Source organism: Pseudofrankia asymbiotica (assembly GCF_001983105.1).
GTDB lineage: Bacteria > Actinomycetota > Actinomycetes > Frankiales > Frankiaceae > Pseudofrankia > Pseudofrankia asymbiotica.
In genome coordinates, this window is sequence record NZ_MOMC01000038.1 from 74,758 (window position 1) to 92,079 (window position 17,322).

A 17,322-nucleotide genomic window follows, 5' to 3' on the forward strand; every position below is an offset into this window, starting at 1 on the left:
ACCTCCTACCTCTACAGAGGCCGACAGGCCCGGAAAGGTTGCCTGGCAACCGGATCCCACCATCGGACGCGCTCCGCCGCGCTCCCCGGGCGAGGTGCTCCRTCCGCCGCTCGGGACAGCGCGTCGGCCTCGACGACGGCCGGCCACTCGGGCGCGCCGCTTCACAGAACGGGAGATCTACGGGCGCCCTGGCGGCGCCTGCGGCCGCGGGGAGCCATGCTCGCGAGCGACCAGCTTCCGGTCGCCGCAGGCCGGGCTGGATGTCGCGCGACATCAGACCTGCTCGAACGGGTCCCGTGACTTTGACTTGTCCAGGTGGGACCGGTGGATCGCGACGACATACTCGTCCCAGAACCGTCCTCCGAGAAAGCTGTGGCCCCGGAAGCATCCTTCCACGTCAAAGCGGTGCCCTGCGCCGCTCGCGATCAGCTGGTAGTTGTACTCCGGCACTTCCATGTATATTTTCCGGATGTTCCAGACATGGAAGATATATCGGACGAACAGGTCGACCGCGTCCACCGGAAGGCCCGTCCGGATGTAGGCAGGCGTGAAGGCCGCGCCGAGGTAAAGGTATCCGCGAGCCATGTCGGCGTTATAGGCGACCACGTGACCTGCCGGCTCGCGACTGACGACGTCGATGACGACGAACTGGGCGAGCACCGTCTGCCAGAGGCTCGCCTGGAAGGCCTCCATGGTCGGGATGACCCCGTGGAAGCGCCAGCGGAAACCGACCTCGGGCATTGTGGCGAGATCGTAGAGAAACGGCACCGACTGTGGCGTGACCGGCACAAGTGAAAATCTTGAGTTCTGAAGTCTTGGGGAGAGGCCGTCGAGACCGGCCGGCGGGCGAGGCCTGGCGGCCGGTGCCCGCGCTCCGGCGGCCAGGACCCGGTCGATGGAACCGAGAGTCTCCAGGTCGGACAGTTCGAGGGAGTCTGTTTCCAAGCCGTTCGCCGAGAGCCAGACCAGCATTTCCAGCCGTTGGATGGAGTCCAGCGACAGGTCCGAGTCGACCGAGAGCGACGGGCGCAGGTCAAGGRAGGCGTCACGGAGGAGACCACGTATGAAGGAAGACAACCTCGCGCTGACCGTCTCGTTGGCCAGATCCAAGTCAACACTCCACTGAAAAGGTGTGAAGAACGCGTCTGACTGCGGGTGGCGCGCACCCGCAGTCAGACGCCAGATAACCGGGTGCCAGAGTGCGGCGAGTCCGGGCCGTTCAGCGAGGTGAGACTAGCGGCCTTCCTCCCAGACGCCCCAGACCAGTTGCCACGGTGAGGTCGCGCTGGATCGTTCGACCTGGATCTTCAGTCTGTTACCCGGCGCCGCCTGCCAGCCCTTGAGATAGAGGAACTCCTCATGCACTGGTACTGAGACGCACGCCGACAGGGCTGCCGCCGTGCCGCTCACTTCGCCCTTGTCTACGACGAGCCGATAATCGCTGTATAGCAGGCTGGGATCCTCACCCTTGGCCGCTTCCAGCGCCTGCTCAAGGACGGACGTCTGAGCGGCCAGCACCCTGGGCGCGAACAGTGGCCGCATCGCCGCGCTGCGTGCCGCCTTCCCACTGTCGATCGCCCCGGCAAGCTTTGACGTTGACAGGCTCTCGGCGGGAACGGCCGTCAGCTTGATGAAAGATTCGTAGTCCAGGATAGCCGTTGAAGCTATGGAGGRCAGTGCCTTGGCGTCTTGCGTCGACGGACAGTCGAGCTTGTAGCTGCTCTGAGTCGGGAATGCGGTGACCGGCGCCGCACGGGCGATGGCCGCCAGCTTCGCTGGGTCGGTCACTCCTTCAGTGGAGGGTCCTTGGACGGGTCTCTCCGAAGCCGCCAGGTTGGAATGAGATGACGAGGGCATGTTGAGCGCAATCGCTATGATGCCGCCCGCCATCAGCGCGGCGGAGGCGGTCACGATCGCGCGTCGCGTGGCTCCCACCTACCTCACCTCCCGACGTACTGGACCGTCACGGCGTGCATGCCGCCCCGAGTAATCAGATTGCCGTTCCGATATCCGTAGTTCCACGGCGCCTTGTATCGGTCCTTGTCGTGCTGCTGGACGACGTCGCCGCTGAAGTAGTCGACGTGCCCGCTGGGAGGGTCGGTGTATGTGATGTTGGTGCCATAGCTGTCCTCGATCACGAAATGGGTGTAGTTGTGGGTGTTGGGGTTGTTGTCGTCGTTCCAGTCCCACATGATCCCGTCACCGGGGCTTGCCGAGTTGTAGTCCGCGGACGGCGTCTCGACGTAAGTGACCGCGGCGTAGAACTCCTCCACCCAGAAGTGCTTGAAATTGTTGACCAGTCTCCAGTTGGGCGAGGAGTTGCCGGTCGACTTGGTCCCGTACCAGTCCAGGTCCGGCGGCCCGAGGCCGCCGAACTGCTCTGGTATTCCCGCCTGATGCCATACCTGGCTCAGGAAGTTTGTGCAGTCGTTCGGGTCGAAATTGTAGTAAGCGGAGTTCCGGTACCCGTGGGTCTCCCCGGTGTTCTGTGTCCATTGCCGCGCGTACGCCTGCGCCGTGGACCGGTTGAAAGTCCAGGCCGCGAGGTCGTGGGGACCGAGATCGTCCGGTGCGGCCTTCTCGGATACTTCCGGGATCGCGACTGCCACAAAGCTGGCCGCGATGACGAGTGGAAGCGAATGTGCTAGTGCGGAAACGTAAGGCCTTGTAAGGCCCATGTGCGGCTCCAGGTGGAGGAATTGAACCGATCCGCGTGCTGAGTCCTAGCGTGCGCCAGGTTAGCAGTAGCGGACAGAAGCCGCGAGAAGCAAAGAAGCTGTCGGCGGGCGGATCGACGGCAATCCCCGTGTTGACCTGGAGATGTCCGGGGTCGGATTACCCAAGGTGACAGCCGGGAGTGGCGTTCCGTGACGCATATCCCTCAACAAAGGCCGCGAGAATCTTTGGCCGACGTCGGGTGACTGCTATCGCCGCTGTACGCGGGCCCTGCCTGACGCTGGAGCAGGCTCTCGGCGGACAATGCCGATAGCTGTCCGCGTGACGTACGGTGATTGGTTTTTGGCCGGCCTACGGGCGAATGTCGCAGACCGTTATCAGCTTCGCGCGCAACTTCTACGGGCCGTCGGATATGAGGTACCGACCGGCCGCCCACCGGGCGTCATGGCCCGGCCGGGCGGCTCGACCTGGTTGTCTGCCCAGACCTGATCAGGTTGAGTTTCGGCACGTCGGCACGTCGGGCGCAGCCTCGGCGATCTGACCAGCCGATACAGGCTGGCGGGTTGAAGACCAGGCGACTCCCGGGCCGGCGTTCCTGCTACTCGCGGGTTGCGGGGTTGTTCACGAGCATCCGCAGGATGCGTCGACTGGTCGTGCATGCCGACGGAGCGCGGCCGTGCTGGCAGCCGTCGCTGCCCCCTTCAGGGGCGCCAGCCGCGGCACGCGGCCAGCGCGGGATCGGGGCCCGGCGGCGGACCCGTTCGCGGTGAGCGCCTCGACGACATGATCGGCGATCGCCTCCGCGGTCGCCAGGGCGCCGGCGTCACCGATCGCCAGGCCGTGGAAGCGGAACAGGCAGAAGAAGAGGTCCTCGCGGAAACCCGACACGGCCGGGTCGTGATCGCCGCACACCACTCCCGGCCGCCCTTCGGGCAGGGAGACGGCTAGCCGGCGGGTGGGCTCCGGACGATCTCCGCAGACCACACATCGTTCAAAGATCATATTCTTTTTACCCCCGTTGCGGCCTGTAAGTGCCACCGAGGCATCATGACATACGAGACCGGATGAGCTGGGCATTCAGGTGCGTCGGCCGCCGCGCGTGTCGGGCGACAACCACCGCCAGTCAGCGACGAGGTGGCTTCGAGGCCCGGCCGCGCCACCGGGCACCTCGTGGAGGAGGCGGCGATGCGCTATGTCGCGATCGGGGACAGCTTCACCGAGGGCGTCGGCGACGAGCGGGATGACGGCCGTACCCGCGGCTGGGCGGATCTCGTCGCGGCCGGGCTCGCCGCGCACCACCACCCGGCCGAGGTCTGGTACGCCAACCTCGCCATCCGCGGCCGGCTGCTCGAGGCGATCGTCCACGAGCAGCTCGACGCCGCCCTCGCCCTCGACCCGGCGCCGACGATCCTGACGCTCAACGGCGGCGGCAACGACATGATGCGTCCCGGCGCCGATGTCGCCCGGCTGCGCGCCCTGACCGCCGAGGCCGTCGACCGGTGCCTGCGGGCAGGAGTCACACCGGTCGTGCTCGCCGGCGCCGACCCCTCCGACCGGCTTCCGTTCGGCCGGACGCTGCATCGGCGCGCGGCCGAGCTGACCGACGCGGCCGCCGACCTGGCCCGGGAGAGGGGGACGCCGTTCGTCAACGTCTTCGCCGACGCCGAGATCCGTGAGGCCCGCTACTGGTCCGACGACCGGCTCCATCTCAACCCGCTCGGTCATCACCGGGCCGCGAGCCTCGTCCTCACCGCCCTCGGAGTCGCGGCGCCCCCGTCGCCGCCGGCCGACGAGATGCTGGCACGGTCCGGCCGTCTCGCCGAGGCCGGCTACTACTGGCGCCACGTCCGCCCCTGGATGGCGCGGCGGCTCACCGGGCGTTCCTCCGGCGACGGGCGGGACGCGAAACACCCGTCCTGGGTGCTGGTCGAACCTGTGGTGAACGCGGCCGAAGCCTGATCCGTCGGGCGTCGCGCCCGCGCCCGTCCATTGCCCGCACCGGCGCCGGCGCCCAGTGGCCGCGCTGCCCGCGTCACCCATAGGCCGCGCCGCCGCGTGACGGTCAGGAGCTGGCGATGCGGGTGACCGAGCCCCTGATCCGGTCCAGGGTCAGGTCCTCCAGACAGCCGCGCAGCCGGCGGCGGGTGTCGGCGGGCAGCGACGGGTGGACCTCCGCCTGGTAGGAGCCGTCGGCCTGGCGGACCGGGTCCGACGTGTCCGACCATCCGAGTGTGCCGACGCATGTCTCCCACAGCGTCGTCGCGGCCAGGTCGGCACCGTGAGAGAACTGCTTCTCCTGGACGGTGAACACCACCGTCGTCGTGGCGGCGGCACCGGAGCCGCCGTGGTACTCGGTCGCCTCCTCCAGCGCGTGCACGCCGAACAGCACGGCGCCGATCACGACCAGCAGGATGACGACGTTGCGCGCGGTCCTCATCGCCAGGCGGCCCTGYGAGCCAGCCGGGCCGCCGCGACGGTGCTGGCTGTTCGGTGTCCCGTCCCGTCCGTTCGGTGTCCCGTCCCGTCCGTTCGGCGGGCGGCCCCGGCTGTCGTCATCGGGGGGACGCCGGGTGGCGCAGCAGCCGCAGCGGGTCGGTGCTGTCGTCGAGCAGGCCGCCGGGCGGCGGGCCGAGCCGGGACATCCGCGCGGCGATGTGCGGGTCGGAGCTGTTGCGGGCGGTCGCCCGGCCGATCCGCTCGACCAGCCAGGCGGCGCCGGACAGCGCCAGGCCCGTCCCCATCAGGATCGGGATGAACACCGGCGCCGACGAGCCGGATCCGCTGGATCGCAGCCAGGAGAACGCGGCCGATGGCTCGGCCGGCGCCTCGTGCAGCCGGGTGGCGATCCGGGATCGGCGCGCCGGGTGCTCGGCGCCGGTCTCGACGGCCCGGGCGAGCTTCGTCAGCCGGGCCGAGATGACCAGCCCGACGAGCGCCACCTCCACCGCGAGGAAGATCAGACCGCTGACGACCGCGCGGTTCCACTCCCAGCGGTACAGGTAGACGAAGAAGTACAGGCCGGAGCCGAGCAGGGTCAGCCCGCCGACCCCGATGACGAACAGCCGTCTCATGATCCTCCCCCGGCTCGGCCGGCCGGGGTCCCGCCGGCCCGCTTCGCTCCGGCCTGGCCCGCCGCGGCCCCGCTGGAGAAGCCGGCCGCGGGACCGGCGGTCCCGTTCGCGGCCGGCGCGCCGGCTGGGGCGTCGCCGGCGGCGTCGGCGAGACCGCTGTCATCCGCGGCGTCATCCGGCCGGCTCACGGTCCCGTCGCCGCCGTCGACGATCAGCTCGTCGCCCTCGGCCAGGTCGTCCAACCCGTCGGGGAAGCCGACGACGGTCGGCACCCGGTACTCGCGGGCGAGGATCGCCAGGTGGCTCAGCGGGCTGCCGGAACGCGCGACGAGCCCGGCCAGGTCGGGCAGCAGGGCCGCGAGCGTCGGGTCCAGGCTCTCGACCAGCAGGATCTTGCCGGCGGCCTGCTCGGTGTCGCGGGTCAGCGGTGCCTGCGCCCGCCCGGAGCTCACGCCCCGCGGACCGCCGCCGGCGCGGCCGTCGGCCACCAGGCTGCCGTCCGGAGCCAGCCGGAACGCCGCGGGCAGCGACGGCACGAGCGGCTCGTCCGACCGGACCGGCACCGCGACGGCGACGTTGTGCGCGACGGTGAGGGTCATCAGCGCGTCCAGCGTGAGGTGGCGGACGTCGGCGGCGTGGTGCAGCTGACCACGCCGTGCCATCCGCCGGCCGAGCTCCACGGCGGCGAGCGCGGTCAGTTCCTGCAGCCAGCGGGCCCGCAGCCGCAGCGTCTCGCGGGCGAGCGCCATCGGGTCGTCGCCCTCGCCGGTCGGCGTCGCGACGTAGGCCGGGGTCGGCGGCAGCCGCCGCTCGCCGCCGACCCGGGGCGGGACCAGCGCCAGCGCCTCCGGGAAACGGGTGATGATCTGCTCGTCGTCGAGGCCGTCCTCGCGGCCCAGCGACACGGTCGCCACCGCGACCGCCGCGCCGGTGGTGGCGCTCGCCCGGGCGTTCAGGAACAGGCCGGCGAGGATCTCGTGGGCGTGCACGCCCATCAGCGTCGAGCGGGCGTTGCGCAGCAGCACCGGTAGCTGATGGTCCGCGAGCTGTTCGAGCGGCGGCACCGCGCGCAGGCTCTCGTCGACCTCGGTCGCCAGGTCCGCCACGATCGCCGGCATCGCCACCCGCAGCCGCCCGATCCGCCACGCCGCGCGCAGCCGCCGGTAGCCGGGCCGCGGGTCGAACGGCGTCCACCAGCGCTTCCGGCCCCGCAGCACGCCGAGCGCCTCCAGGTCGACCGCGACCCGGCCCTGGATGTCGAGCACATAGGGCTGCTTCGGCGGGCGGCGCCCGAGGGTGCCGGACAGCCGCAGCGCCTCCTCCAGCCCCTCCTCCAGCGGCGGGACCCACAGGTCCAGCTCCAGGCGGGACAGCGGCTCCGGGAACGTCTCGGCGACGGGACCCGGGCCGAACAGGTGGCTGCGCCGCGCCGGCACCGCGCTCGCCGTCACCGGCCGGCTCTGCAGCAGCCGAAGCGTGCCGTCCGGCTCGATCAGCCATTCCATGTCCTGCGGCCCGCCGAACAGCCTGCGGGTGCGCCGGGCGAGCCGGGCCAGCCGGAACCGGTCGTCGGCGTGCAGCGAGGCCGGGACCGGCCCGTCCACGGACCGCAGCCGGCCGAGCCGGGACAGCACGACGCTCGTGCCGCTGACCTCGCCGCTGACGATCAGCTCGGGCAGGCCGTCGGTCATGGACACCAGCAGCCGGGACCGGTCACCGGTCAGCGGGTCCAGGCCGAACATCACCCCGCCGAGCCGGGCCTGAGCCATCGGCTGGACGAGGACGGCCATGGCCGCCGCCTCCGGCCCGATCCTGGCCGAGTCCACCACGTCGCCGACCGCCTTGACGAAGGCGTCCCACCCGGTCACGTGCAGCACCGAGAGGAACTGCCCGGCCATCGACGAGGTCTCGGAGTCCTCGGCGACCGAGGACGAGCGGACCGCCAGCGGCCGGTCGCCGCCGTCGGTGAGCCGGTCCCAGTGCCGGCGTGCCTCGTCGTCGTCGGCCAGGGCGGCCGCGATCGCGGGCCCGTCGAGACCGGCGCTGGCCCGGGTCGTGACGACGAACCCGGGGATCACTGGCAGCCCGGCGTTCGCCGAGACCGCGAGGTTGGCCGCCTTGGCCCCGACCAGCTCGACGCCGGTCGCCGCCGGGTCGTCCAGCCAGACGAGGCGTGCCTCGCCGCCGTCCGCCATGACCGCCTCCGCGAATTCTGTGAATTCGATGAAAACGACCATACCGACCGCGGGCGGCACGGTGCGGTGGTGAGGCGTTCACCACTCGTTCAGCAGTGGGTCCCGGCCCGGTCAGCCGGACGGGACCGGGCCAGTGGGCCGGACAGGCCGCGGCCGTCCAGCGTCAGCCGTCAGGCGGACATGGCCCGGGCCGCTCGGCGGCTTCGGCGGCTCCGGCAGGGTGACCCGGCGTGGGCGCGGTTGAACAGCCGGTCCACGGCGACGAGCAGCAGCGCGTCGAGCAGCAACCCGGCGAGCACGTCCGACGGCCAGTGCACGCCGAGATAGACCCGGCTGGCACCGATGGTCACCACCAGTGCGCAGGACACCGCGACGCTGGCCCGCCAGACCCAGCGGTTGGAGACGTACAGCGAGATCACGATGGGCACCATCGCCCACAGGGCGGCGGCGGYCATCACATGCCCGCAGGGGAACGAGGGCCCGTTGCCGGCGACCATCCGGTCGATGTTCGGCCGGGGCCGGTCGACCAGGAGCTTCATGGCGTGCTCGACGAGGGGGCGGGCGGCGGTCACGGTCCAGATCGTGTAGCCGACGGTTCGGCACCGCGCCCAGGCGGCCAGGCCGAGCAGCGGGCCCAGTGTGTACACGACCTTCGACGAGCCGATGAAGGACGCCCGGCGGAAGAGCCAGTTCAGGGCGGGGGAGCGGTGGTCGATCACCCATTGTTCGACCGGGTGGTCGAAGGCACGGACCATGGTCGAGTCGGCCCAGTGGACGGTGACCGCCAGCGCGGCCACGACACCGGCGAGCGAGGCGATGCGCCGCCAGTCGGTGACCATCAGTGGTGCGGCCGAGGTYGGCACGTGGGGCCGATGAAGGGTGAGAGGGAGGGCTGCGTCAGCCGTTGTCACAGTCATCCCGCTCCACCCTAACGGTCCACGGAAACGCCATTCGAACCGGTACGACCCTGGCTCCAGCGCGCCCCTTGATCCCTGGTCGGGGTGCTCGTGGGTCGGTCGCGGCCGGGAGTTGTTGATCCACCTTGGTGTCCCCGCCTGGGCGGTGCGCCGGCCGCGGCGCCACGAGCCGTCAATACATATAGATGTCTTTGATGGGATGCGATAGAACAGCAGGTGGTGGGGGCCGAGCACGGTCCGACGGCTCCCGAGTTGGAGGTGTGGCGATGACCTTCCGTAGCAGGCGCGGAGACCAGRCCGAACAAGCCCGGCCCATGACCGCCTTATCCACGAAGGGCGGCGGCTCGAGATGACGCGACCGAGGCCGGCTGGTGCCGGCACCACACAGGTGCCCGGCGGCCATCAACCGCTGGCGCCGTGCGCCGGTCGCGAACGACGGCCCGAGGGCCGCGTCGGTGCGCCGGCACGGGTCATCGCATGAGGCGCGCCGTCGTGGTGGGAGCCTCGAGCGGCCTGGGGCGCTGCATCGCGCTCGGCCTCGCCAGGCAGGGAACGCGGGTGGCCATGCTCGCCCGCCGGCGCGACCGTCTCGAGGCGGCGGCGCGGGAGGCCGGCGAAGGGGCGGTGGCGATCGCCTGCGACGTCACCGACGAGACGTCGTGCCGTGACGCGGTGGCCGAGGCGGCCGGCGTGCTCGGCGGCATCGACGCCCTCGTGTACTCCACCGGCGTCATCACGATCATGCCGCTCGAGGAGATGAACGCGGCCGCGTGGGCGAAGCTGTTCGCGACCAACGTCACCGGCGCCGCGCTGGTGACGGCGGCCGCGCTGCCGCATCTGGCCCGCGCGGGCGGTTCGGCGGTCTACCTGTCGTCGGTCAGCGCGTCGGGGGGCCCGCCCTGGCCCTTCGTCGGCGGCTACGCGGCGAGCAAGGCGGCACTCGACAAGCTCGTCGAGGCCTGGCACGTCGAGCACCCCTCCGTCGGCTTCACCCGCCTCACGATCGGGGACTGCCTGGGCGGCGAGGGCGACTCCGCGACCGGGTCGCTGGTCGGCAACGACCCCGAGCACATCAGCCGGGCGGTCACCGAATGGCGGCGGCTCGGCTACTTCACCGGGCACTTCATCGACGTCGACCACCTCGTCGACGTCACGATCGCCGCGCTGCGCTGCGGAGCGAGCAGCGCGATCCCGTCGCTCACCCTCGTCCCGCGAGCCCCCACCCCGCCGATTCCTTCGGCGGTGTGACGCCCGTGCCGCCGTCCCTAGCCAGAAGCGCACCTTTATGCGCGTCGTGGTGCGTGACCGTGCCGTCGCCGTTGCTGTGACATAGCGGGTAGCGGCCGTGGCCGTCATGGCCCGAAAACGGCCCTGCCAGTCCATGACGGACCCCTGCGGGCGCTACCCGCGCTGGCAGCGACTGCGACACCACCGGTGGCGCCGCTGGCGCGGTGGCCAGCGCGTAGGCCGCGGCCGAGCGCACCTCCGCGTCGGCGTCGTCGAGCAGCGGGATCAGCAGCGAGAGGTCCGCGGTGATCGCCGCACGCGCCGCCTCCAACGTCAACTGGACGGGTATTCGGAGACATCGAACCGGACCGTGTCGCCAGGCGGAGCGTCTCGGGTGTTCGCGAGCGGACGGTTCCCCTGCCCAGGACCGATCCGGCGCCGCCGTTCTCAGGGGCGCCGCACCGCCAGGCGGCGCCCCTGAGACATGCTCACCTCGGTGATCCGTGCACCGGCCCCGCGGCCGTCACGCGCGTGTACGCAGGTGCCGGTGCCGACGCGCGGATCAGAGGCTGTCAGCCGGTCGTGTAGGCCCCGCAGGACAGCTTGCTGGTGACGTCGTACTTGTCACCGTTCAGCTGCACGACCGAGGTGCACGGCGTCGAGAGGAAGTGGTTGAGCGGCCAGCGGGACTCGGCCACCGCGTTGTCGACGTAGTACGAGAAGTTGCCGTTCATGAGCTTCAGCAGGGTGTTGAGGTTCAGGTCCTTGCCGGCCTTCGTCGCCGCGGCGACGAACATGTCGGCGGACCAGTAGCCGGCCATCGTCGGCAGGCTGATCGCGGTGCCGGGGGCGTACTTGTTGATGTCGTCGACCATCTGCTTGATCGCCGGAGTGGCGACATCCGAGCCCGGCTGCCACTGCAGCGACGTGTAGGCGCCTTCGAGGCCGGGCAGCTTGGCGGCGGCCAGCCGGGGGTCGTAGCCGACGGTGTTGAGGTGCTTGCCCTTGAACCCGGCGGCGTCGAGCGCCTCGGTCAGCTTGGTGGTGGCGGTGAAGTCCGTGCCGTAGAGCACGACGTCGGGGGGTGCGCCCTTGTTCGCCGACATGATGCCGCTGACGATCGGGGTCGCGTCGCTGAGGCCGGAGTCGGGGATGGGCGTCTCCTGGTAGACGACGTCGAGGCCGACCGACCTGATCTGCCGGGCGATGGACGCCAGCCCCGTGCGCGCGGTGTCGTCGTCGTTGCCCACCAGGGCGACCGTCTTCCCGGTCGCGTTACCGCCGAACAGGGCGTTGAGCATCACGCCGTAGGTGGTCGCGGTGGCCTTGAGGTCCTTGCCGGGCAGCAGGCATCCGGTGATGCCGAACCCGATCGAGGTGTTGCAGAAGCCGGAGTTGAATCCCCAGCCGAAGAACGGGACGGTCTGGGCGCAGAACGTGTCCAGGTAGCTGGCGCCGCTGGTCATCACCGGCACGGCGGCGAAGATCTTCTTCTGCTCGACGAGCGCCTTGGCCTGGGAGCTGTTGCGGGCCGGGTCGTTGCCGTCGTCGAGGGTGCCGACGTAGTTGATCTTCCGTCCGTTGATGCCGCCCTCGGCGTTGACACGGGCGAACCGCGCCTGGGCGCCCGCCTCCGTGCCCGCCATCGACGCACCGGACGCGCTCGTCAGGTAGGCCAGACCGCCGACGGTGATCTCCGTGTCGGTGATTCCCCGGGTGGGGTCGGCGGCCGTCTGGGAGCACTTCAGTGTGGACAGGTCCGGCTTGAAGCCGCCGTCGCTCCACCCGGAGGCCGGCCCGGCCTTCACGTCGGCGACGCCGACGGTCGGAGCGCTGGTCGCCGTCGTGTCGGTCTTGTCGTCCGAGCAGGCGGCCATCCCGGCCATGACCGCGGCCGACGCGGCCAGTACCGCGACGAGGCGGGTCGTTAATCGTGCCGGCAGTCTCATAGCAGTCCTTCGCGATAAACGCGGCGGGCCACGAGGCCCGCCGCGGCTGGATGAATCGCCAGACCGCTCGGCGGAGACGGCTCAGGCCCGCCGGCGGTGGTGGCCACATCGGCCCAGATCCGTCCGGACCCACCGACCGGCGGGGGCGTCTCTGCGGCCTATAGAGCTATATATATAGATGATTTATTCGAGAAACGGAAGCACCAGGTCGAGCCGATCGGGCGGCGACCCCACCATCCGGTCAGCCTGACGAACGGGTGCCCTGGCGGGTCTTCGGGAGGCCGAGGCGCTGTTCGGCGACGAGGTTGCGGGCGATCTCGGTGGTGCCGCCCTGGATGGTCACGACGCAGGAGTGGCGGGCGGCGCGCTCGACCTCGCCGCCGGCGGCCGCTGGGACGACGCCCTCGCCGGAGGACGCGCGCAGGACGCCGCCCAGGCCCACGGCGTCCTGGAGCTCACGGCTGGCGCGCTGGTAGGCGGTGGACGCGAACAGCTTCGCGATCGTGCCCGCGACCGCGGGAGACTGCCCGGAGACGTTCAGCCACGCGGTGTACTGGGTGAGCAGGAAGGCGGCCTCCGCGTCGGTGCGGGCGCGCGCGATCGCGGCCAGGACGGTCGGGTCGTCGGCCGGCCGTCCCTCGCCTGGCCATTCGCCGACGGGCCCGGGAACGCGGGCCCAGGCCGTCACGTCGGCGAGCAGGGGCTCGAGCATCGCGGTACTGCCCATGACGCCGCGCTCCAGGCTCAGCCCGATGGCCATGACCCGCCAGCCCTCGTCCACCTCGCCGACCCGGCAGGAGTCCGGGACGATCACGTCGTCGTAGAAGACGACGTTGGTGCGCTCGTCGGCGATCGTGTGGATCGGCTGGATCGTGATACCCGGGGTGCCCATCGGGACGAGGAACATCGTCAGGCCGCGGTGCTTGGGGACGTCGGGGTTCGTGCGGGTCAGCAGCAGGCAGTGCGCGGCGGTGTGCGCGAGGGTGGTCCACATCTTCTGGCCGTTGATCCGCCAGGCGGTGCGCGCGTCGTCGACGGGGACGGCCCGGGTCCGCGCGGCCGCGACGTCGGAGCCCGATCCCGGCTCGGAGTACCCGAGGACGGCCGTCGCCTCGCCGGTCAGGAGCCGGGGCAGCACCTCGGCCCGCAGCGCCGGGCTGCCGATCTGGTCGAGCACCCCGGCGACGATCATCGTGGTGCCGATGCCGTGGTACGGAGCGTCGGCGAGCTCCAGCTCGCGGAAGAGCGCGCCCAGCTCGTAGGGATCCCTGGCGGCGCGCGCGCCTGGTGCCGAGGCGGCGAGCCAGCCGCGCTCGGCCAGCGCCTGGTGCAGCGCGGGGACGTGCACGGTGCCGGTCCTGCGTGCCTCGCGGCGGACCTCGTCGGTCAGCCAGGACCGGACGAAGGCCCGGACCTCGGCGGCGAACGCGGCGACCGACGGGCTGTGGGCGAAGTCCGTCCCGCCGTCGCCGCCGTCGCCACCGTCGCCACCGTCGCCGCCGCCGGCACCGTCCGCGTGGGTACCCTCGGCGCCGGGCCGGGCCGGCGTGCCGGTCGACGTCGGGTGCTCGGGGTCGGCGGCGGCGACGGGGTCCTCGACGAGGGTGCGGCCCAGCTCGCGGGCCAGGGCGTGTGGGGCGCCGGCGAGCGCGGGGTAGGCGCGGGCACGGCGGAAGAACAGCTGCGCGTCGTGCTCGACGGCGACCCCGAGGCCGCCGTGGTACTGAACGGCGCGGTCGGCGGCGTGACGGGCGGCGCCGGTCGCCACCAGGGCGGCCATCCCGGCGAGCTGGCCGCCGTCGGCGCCCGTCTCCGACCGCCGCCAGGTGTCCAGGCTCCAGGCCGCCTCCCGGGCCAGCAGCGTGGCGGCGTCGACCAGCCCCGGCAGGTCCGCCAGGCCATGCTGCACCCCCTGGAACGAGCCGATCGGCACGCCGAACTGGACGCGCTCCTTCACCCACCGGGTCGCGAGCTCCAGCGCGCCGTCGGCGAGCCCGGCCAGCCACCCGGCCATCAGGACCAGCCACTCCGAGCGCGCCCGTTCGAACGCGGCCACCGCCGGCCCGCCGCCGAGCACCGCCGCGCCGCGCAGGTCACGGTCGGCGATCGGCAGGTCGCCCTGATTCGCGGCGGCGGCACCGGGCGGAGTGGACCGTGCCGCGACGAGTTGACCGTCGACGACCGCCAGGACCAGGCCGGCGACCGCCCCCGCCGGCACCGCCACGCCGACACCCGCGCGCACCCGCGTCGCCAGCGTCGCGACCAGCTCGCCGGCGACGACGGCGGGCAGGTCGGGATGCTCCGGCGCGGCCGTCGCGAGCAGCCGCGCGGCCGCGACGTGCTCCGCGAACGGCACGGGCGCGAGCACCCGGCCCAGCTCCACGGCCGCGACGACCGGTGCGTGCAGGCCGGCCCCGCCGCCGTCGTGCTCCTCGGCGACCGCGAGCCCCGGCAGCCCGGCGGCGCACAGCTCGGCCCACAGCACCGGGTCGTGCCCGAGCGGCTCGGCCGCCCGCGCCGCCGCCAGCCCCGGCCGCCGGGCGAGCACCGTCAGGGCCAGCTCCCGCGACGCCCGCGACGCTTCGTCCAGTGACAGGTCCATCCGCGTCTCCCGAGGGTCGGCCGCCATGCGGCTGGGGCGTCTGGCCCGACACCGCCCATCGATATGTATATATTATTCGAGCCGGCGTCCCGTCCACTGAGACCCATCCAGGCCGCCCGCGCACTGACCCGGCGTGTGGGGCCCATCCAGGCCGCCCGCCCCGGCCAGCGGCCGCGGTCACGCGCCACCCCTGCCGCCGCTTCGACCTGACGCCGGATAAATCTCGAGCTTTAGCGAGGGGACGTCAGATGAAGTTTCCGTTCACCTGGAAGCCCACCGGCTGGTTCATGGTCGGCTGGTCGGCCGAGTTCCCCACCGGCCAGGTCCGCCCGCTGCGGTACCTCGGCGAGGACCTCGTGGCCTACCGGGACGACAACGGCGAGCTGCACGTCCTGGCGGCCCACTGCCGCCACCTCGGCGCGCACCTCGGCCACGGCGGCAAGGTCAACGGCGACTGCGTCGAGTGCCCGTTCCACGGCTGGGGCTGGGGGCCGGACGGCCGCAACCGCTACATCCCCTACCAGGACCGGCCCAACCGGGCCGCCCAGCTACGGGTCTACCCGGTACGTGAGCAGTACGGCTGCGTCTTCATCTGGCACCAGCCCCACGGTCAGGCGCCCCGCTGGGAGATGCCCGACATCTTCACGATCTTCCCCCAGTACGAGACCGACCCCGCCGCCTACTACCCGCCCTACCCGGCCCTCTCCCGCAAGATGGAACGCGAACCGGTCCACCCACAGATCCCCGGCGAGAACGCGGCCGACAGCATGCACTTCCAGTACGTCCACCACGCCACCGTCACCCCGGTCCTGCTCAACTGGGAGTCCGACGACCACGGATGGCTGTTCGAGACCGGCTGGCCCGCCAAGCRCAGCGACGACCCGGACGCGATGGCGCTGCGGATCCACAGCCACCTGTTCGGCCTCGGCGGCGCGATCAGCGCCTTCGCCGGCGCGGACAACTACCGCCTCATCTTCGCGACCACACCGGTCGAGGACGGCTGCTCGGACATGTTCTACTCGATCTGGTGGCCCCGGATCCCCGGCGACACCTCCGACACCCCCCCACCCGACGTCCTCGAACGCCTCGAGAAGGAATTCCTCTCCACCCTCGACGACGACCTCGAGATCTGGCGCTACCAGGACTACATCGAAAAACCCACCCTCGCCATCCAGGACGCCAAGCCCTACATGGCCTACCGCCGCTGGGCGACCCAGTTCTACGAGACCCCGCCCGGCGAGTAGCCGCCGCCCGCGGCGGAATCCGGACATCCGCCCGACTCTGCCTGGCGAGCGGCCGTGTCAGGTCCGGTGATCCGGAACCGGCCAGGCTCGCTGCCGTGCCTGTCATCCAGGGCGCGACAGGCTCGGCGTCGAGCTTCTGAACAGCGAGGGGCTCCGAATGTCAGGCCTCGCGAATCGGCGACCGTGGCCGCTGGACTACTTGGCGCATGTCGCTCAGCCCGCGGCCCGCGGAAGGTCCGCGCCGCGCGGCGACGCCCGTCTCGGAAAGGTGGTCGCGTGTCGGTGGTGGCTGACGAACGGGAGACCGGCGAGCGGCCGGCGGCGGCGGGTCCGGCGGAGGGCCTGGCGGGGGGTCCGAAGGTCGGGCTGTTCGTCGACGCACGGAACCCCCAGCCGTGGCGGCGCCCCTGGCGGGAGCACTACCCGAGGCTGCTGGACCTGGCCGCCGAGGCCGACCGGCTCGGCGCGGACTGTATCTGGCTCACCGAACACCACGGGTTCGACGACGGCTACCTTCCGCAGCCCCTGGTGCTGGCCGCGGCCATGGCGAGCCGCACGACGCGGGCGAGGATCGGCACGGCCGTGCTGCTGGGGCCGATCCGCGACCYGGTCCACCTGGCGGAGGAGGCCGCACTCGTCGACCTCGTGTCGGGTGGGCGGCTGGAGCTCGGCCTTGGGGCGGGGTACGTGCCAGCTGAGTTCGAGCTGTTCGGCGTCGGCATCACGAAGCGGTTCGCGGCCCTCGACGCGGTGTTCACCCGGGTCCGCGCCCTGCTGAACGACGGCGGGGGCGGGGTCACCCCGGCGCCGCTGCAGCGCCCGGTGCCGATGTGGCTGGGCTACGGCGGGCCGGTGGGGGCGCGCCGGGCCGGGCGGATGGGCGCGTCGCTGCTCACCATCGGCCGGCGGGCGGCGGCCGCCTATCTCGACGGCCTGGCCGAGGGTGGTCACGACCCCGCGTCGGCCAGGTTGGCCGGCGACGTCGACATCGTGGTGGCGGACGACCCGGAAGCCGCCTACGAGCGGATCAGGCCGCACTACCTGTACCAGCTGAACTCCTACCGACAGGCCGCCGGGTGGGAGCCGCCGCACACCGACGCGGAGCTGGGCGACCGGCTCGGGCACGGCCGCGCCCGCGTGCAGCTGAACCTGCTCGTGCTGTCGCCCGACGAGGCCGTGGCCGAGGTGCGCCGCCGTGTCGCGGGCCTGCCGGTGGAGCACGTCTACACCTGGGCGACGGTCGCCCAGATGCCCGAGGACCTGGTCGCCCGGCACCTCGAGCTGTGGCTCGGACCGGTACGGGACGCCCTATCGCCGGCCTGACCGCCCTGCCACCTGACCGCCCTGCCACCTGACCGCCCTGCCACCTGACCGCCCCGCCGCCTGACCGCCCGGCCGCCGGGGCTGACCGCCCGGCCATACGCATGTCGACACCCACGAC

The 17,322-nt window shown here is 71.8% G+C and carries 14 protein-coding genes; 4 read left to right on the forward strand and 10 right to left on the reverse strand.

Going from position 1 to position 17,322, the window contains the following annotated elements; translation table 11 throughout:
* Positions 1-273: 273 nt before the first annotated feature.
* The 4 genes from BL253_RS19370 to BL253_RS19385 all read right to left on the reverse strand — a co-directional run bounded on the left by BL253_RS19370 (position 274) and on the right by BL253_RS19385 (position 3,678).
* On the reverse strand, positions 274-1,110 hold the full coding sequence (locus tag BL253_RS19370; RefSeq protein WP_081438469.1) for a GNAT family N-acetyltransferase: 837 nt from the start codon (positions 1,108-1,110) through the stop codon (positions 274-276).
* 123 nt (positions 1,111-1,233) lie between these two features.
* Positions 1,234-1,911 (reverse strand): hypothetical protein, encoded by a 678-nt coding sequence (locus BL253_RS19375; RefSeq protein ID WP_131831528.1) that lies wholly within the window; start codon positions 1,909-1,911, stop codon positions 1,234-1,236.
* Positions 1,912-1,940: 29 nt separating this feature from the next.
* Positions 1,941-2,609, reverse strand: coding sequence for an amidase domain-containing protein (locus BL253_RS19380; RefSeq protein WP_076818522.1), 669 nt, complete (start codon positions 2,607-2,609; stop codon positions 1,941-1,943).
* Positions 2,610-3,297: 688 nt separating this feature from the next.
* Complete coding sequence (locus BL253_RS19385; protein ID WP_131831529.1) at positions 3,298-3,678, reverse strand: hypothetical protein; 381 nt, start codon at positions 3,676-3,678, stop codon at positions 3,298-3,300.
* Between the two features lie 183 nt (positions 3,679-3,861).
* Here BL253_RS19385 and BL253_RS19390 point away from each other — a divergent pair, with 183 nt between their 5' ends.
* On the forward strand, positions 3,862-4,635 hold the full coding sequence (locus BL253_RS19390) for an SGNH/GDSL hydrolase family protein (protein WP_076818585.1): 774 nt from the start codon (positions 3,862-3,864) through the stop codon (positions 4,633-4,635).
* 103 nt (positions 4,636-4,738) lie between these two features.
* Here the strand turns inward: BL253_RS19390 and BL253_RS19395 are convergent, their stop codons facing one another.
* The 4 genes from BL253_RS19395 to BL253_RS19410 form a co-directional block, all read right to left on the reverse strand.
* On the reverse strand, positions 4,739-5,113 hold the full coding sequence (locus BL253_RS19395) for a hypothetical protein (protein WP_076818524.1): 375 nt from the start codon (positions 5,111-5,113) through the stop codon (positions 4,739-4,741).
* A gap of 115 nt (positions 5,114-5,228) precedes the next feature.
* The gene (locus BL253_RS19400; RefSeq protein ID WP_076818525.1) at positions 5,229-5,747 is read right to left on the reverse strand and encodes a hypothetical protein; all 519 of its coding nucleotides are present in this window, start codon (positions 5,745-5,747) and stop codon (positions 5,229-5,231) included.
* Entirely contained in the window at positions 5,744-7,942 is a 2,199-nt protein-coding gene (locus BL253_RS19405; RefSeq protein WP_076818586.1) for a PEP/pyruvate-binding domain-containing protein, read from the reverse strand. The genes BL253_RS19400 and BL253_RS19405 overlap by 4 nt, the downstream gene beginning before the upstream one ends.
* A gap of 170 nt (positions 7,943-8,112) precedes the next feature.
* A complete protein-coding gene (locus BL253_RS19410) occupies positions 8,113-8,781 on the reverse strand; it encodes a phosphatase PAP2 family protein (RefSeq protein ID WP_076818587.1) in 669 nt (222 codons plus the stop codon).
* Between the two features lie 555 nt (positions 8,782-9,336).
* Between BL253_RS19410 and BL253_RS19415 the strand changes: the two genes are divergently transcribed.
* Positions 9,337-10,107, forward strand: coding sequence for an SDR family oxidoreductase (locus BL253_RS19415; RefSeq protein WP_076818526.1), 771 nt, complete (start codon positions 9,337-9,339; stop codon positions 10,105-10,107).
* A gap of 551 nt (positions 10,108-10,658) precedes the next feature.
* Here the strand turns inward: BL253_RS19415 and BL253_RS19420 are convergent.
* Together BL253_RS19420 and BL253_RS19425 are read right to left on the reverse strand one after the other, a co-directional pair.
* The gene (locus tag BL253_RS19420; protein WP_076818527.1) at positions 10,659-12,035 is read right to left on the reverse strand and encodes an ABC transporter substrate-binding protein; all 1,377 of its coding nucleotides are present in this window, start codon (positions 12,033-12,035) and stop codon (positions 10,659-10,661) included.
* Between the two features lie 241 nt (positions 12,036-12,276).
* Positions 12,277-14,637, reverse strand: a complete 2,361-nt coding sequence (locus BL253_RS19425) for an acyl-CoA dehydrogenase family protein (protein ID WP_076818588.1) — start codon at positions 14,635-14,637, stop codon at positions 12,277-12,279.
* A 248-nt stretch (positions 14,638-14,885) separates the two neighbouring features.
* Here BL253_RS19425 and BL253_RS19430 point away from each other — a divergent pair, with 248 nt between their 5' ends.
* Both BL253_RS19430 and BL253_RS19435 read left to right on the forward strand, forming a co-directional pair.
* Positions 14,886-15,881, forward strand: coding sequence for a Rieske 2Fe-2S domain-containing protein (locus BL253_RS19430; RefSeq protein WP_076818528.1), 996 nt, complete (start codon positions 14,886-14,888; stop codon positions 15,879-15,881).
* A gap of 276 nt (positions 15,882-16,157) precedes the next feature.
* Positions 16,158-17,204 (forward strand): LLM class flavin-dependent oxidoreductase, encoded by a 1,047-nt coding sequence (locus BL253_RS19435; RefSeq protein ID WP_198946323.1) that lies wholly within the window; start codon positions 16,158-16,160, stop codon positions 17,202-17,204.
* The last annotated feature ends 118 nt before the right edge of the window (positions 17,205-17,322 follow it).

Coding starts and splice junctions, on each gene's coding strand:
- BL253_RS19420 (WP_076818527.1), bottom strand. CDS start 12,035: ATGAGACTGCCGGCACGATTAACGACCCGCCTCGTCGCGGTACTGGCC.
- BL253_RS19425 (WP_076818588.1), bottom strand. CDS start 14,637: ATGGACCTGTCACTGGACGAAGCGTCGCGGGCGTCGCGGGAGCTGGCC.
- BL253_RS19395 (WP_076818524.1), bottom strand. CDS start 5,113: ATGAGGACCGCGCGCAACGTCGTCATCCTGCTGGTCGTGATCGGCGCC.
- BL253_RS19415 (WP_076818526.1), top strand. CDS start 9,337: ATGAGGCGCGCCGTCGTGGTGGGAGCCTCGAGCGGCCTGGGGCGCTGC.
- BL253_RS19405 (WP_076818586.1), bottom strand. CDS start 7,942: ATGGCGGACGGCGGCGAGGCACGCCTCGTCTGGCTGGACGACCCGGCG.
- BL253_RS19385 (WP_131831529.1), bottom strand. CDS start 3,678: ATGATCTTTGAACGATGTGTGGTCTGCGGAGATCGTCCGGAGCCCACC.
- BL253_RS19390 (WP_076818585.1), top strand. CDS start 3,862: ATGCGCTATGTCGCGATCGGGGACAGCTTCACCGAGGGCGTCGGCGAC.
- BL253_RS19400 (WP_076818525.1), bottom strand. CDS start 5,747: ATGAGACGGCTGTTCGTCATCGGGGTCGGCGGGCTGACCCTGCTCGGC.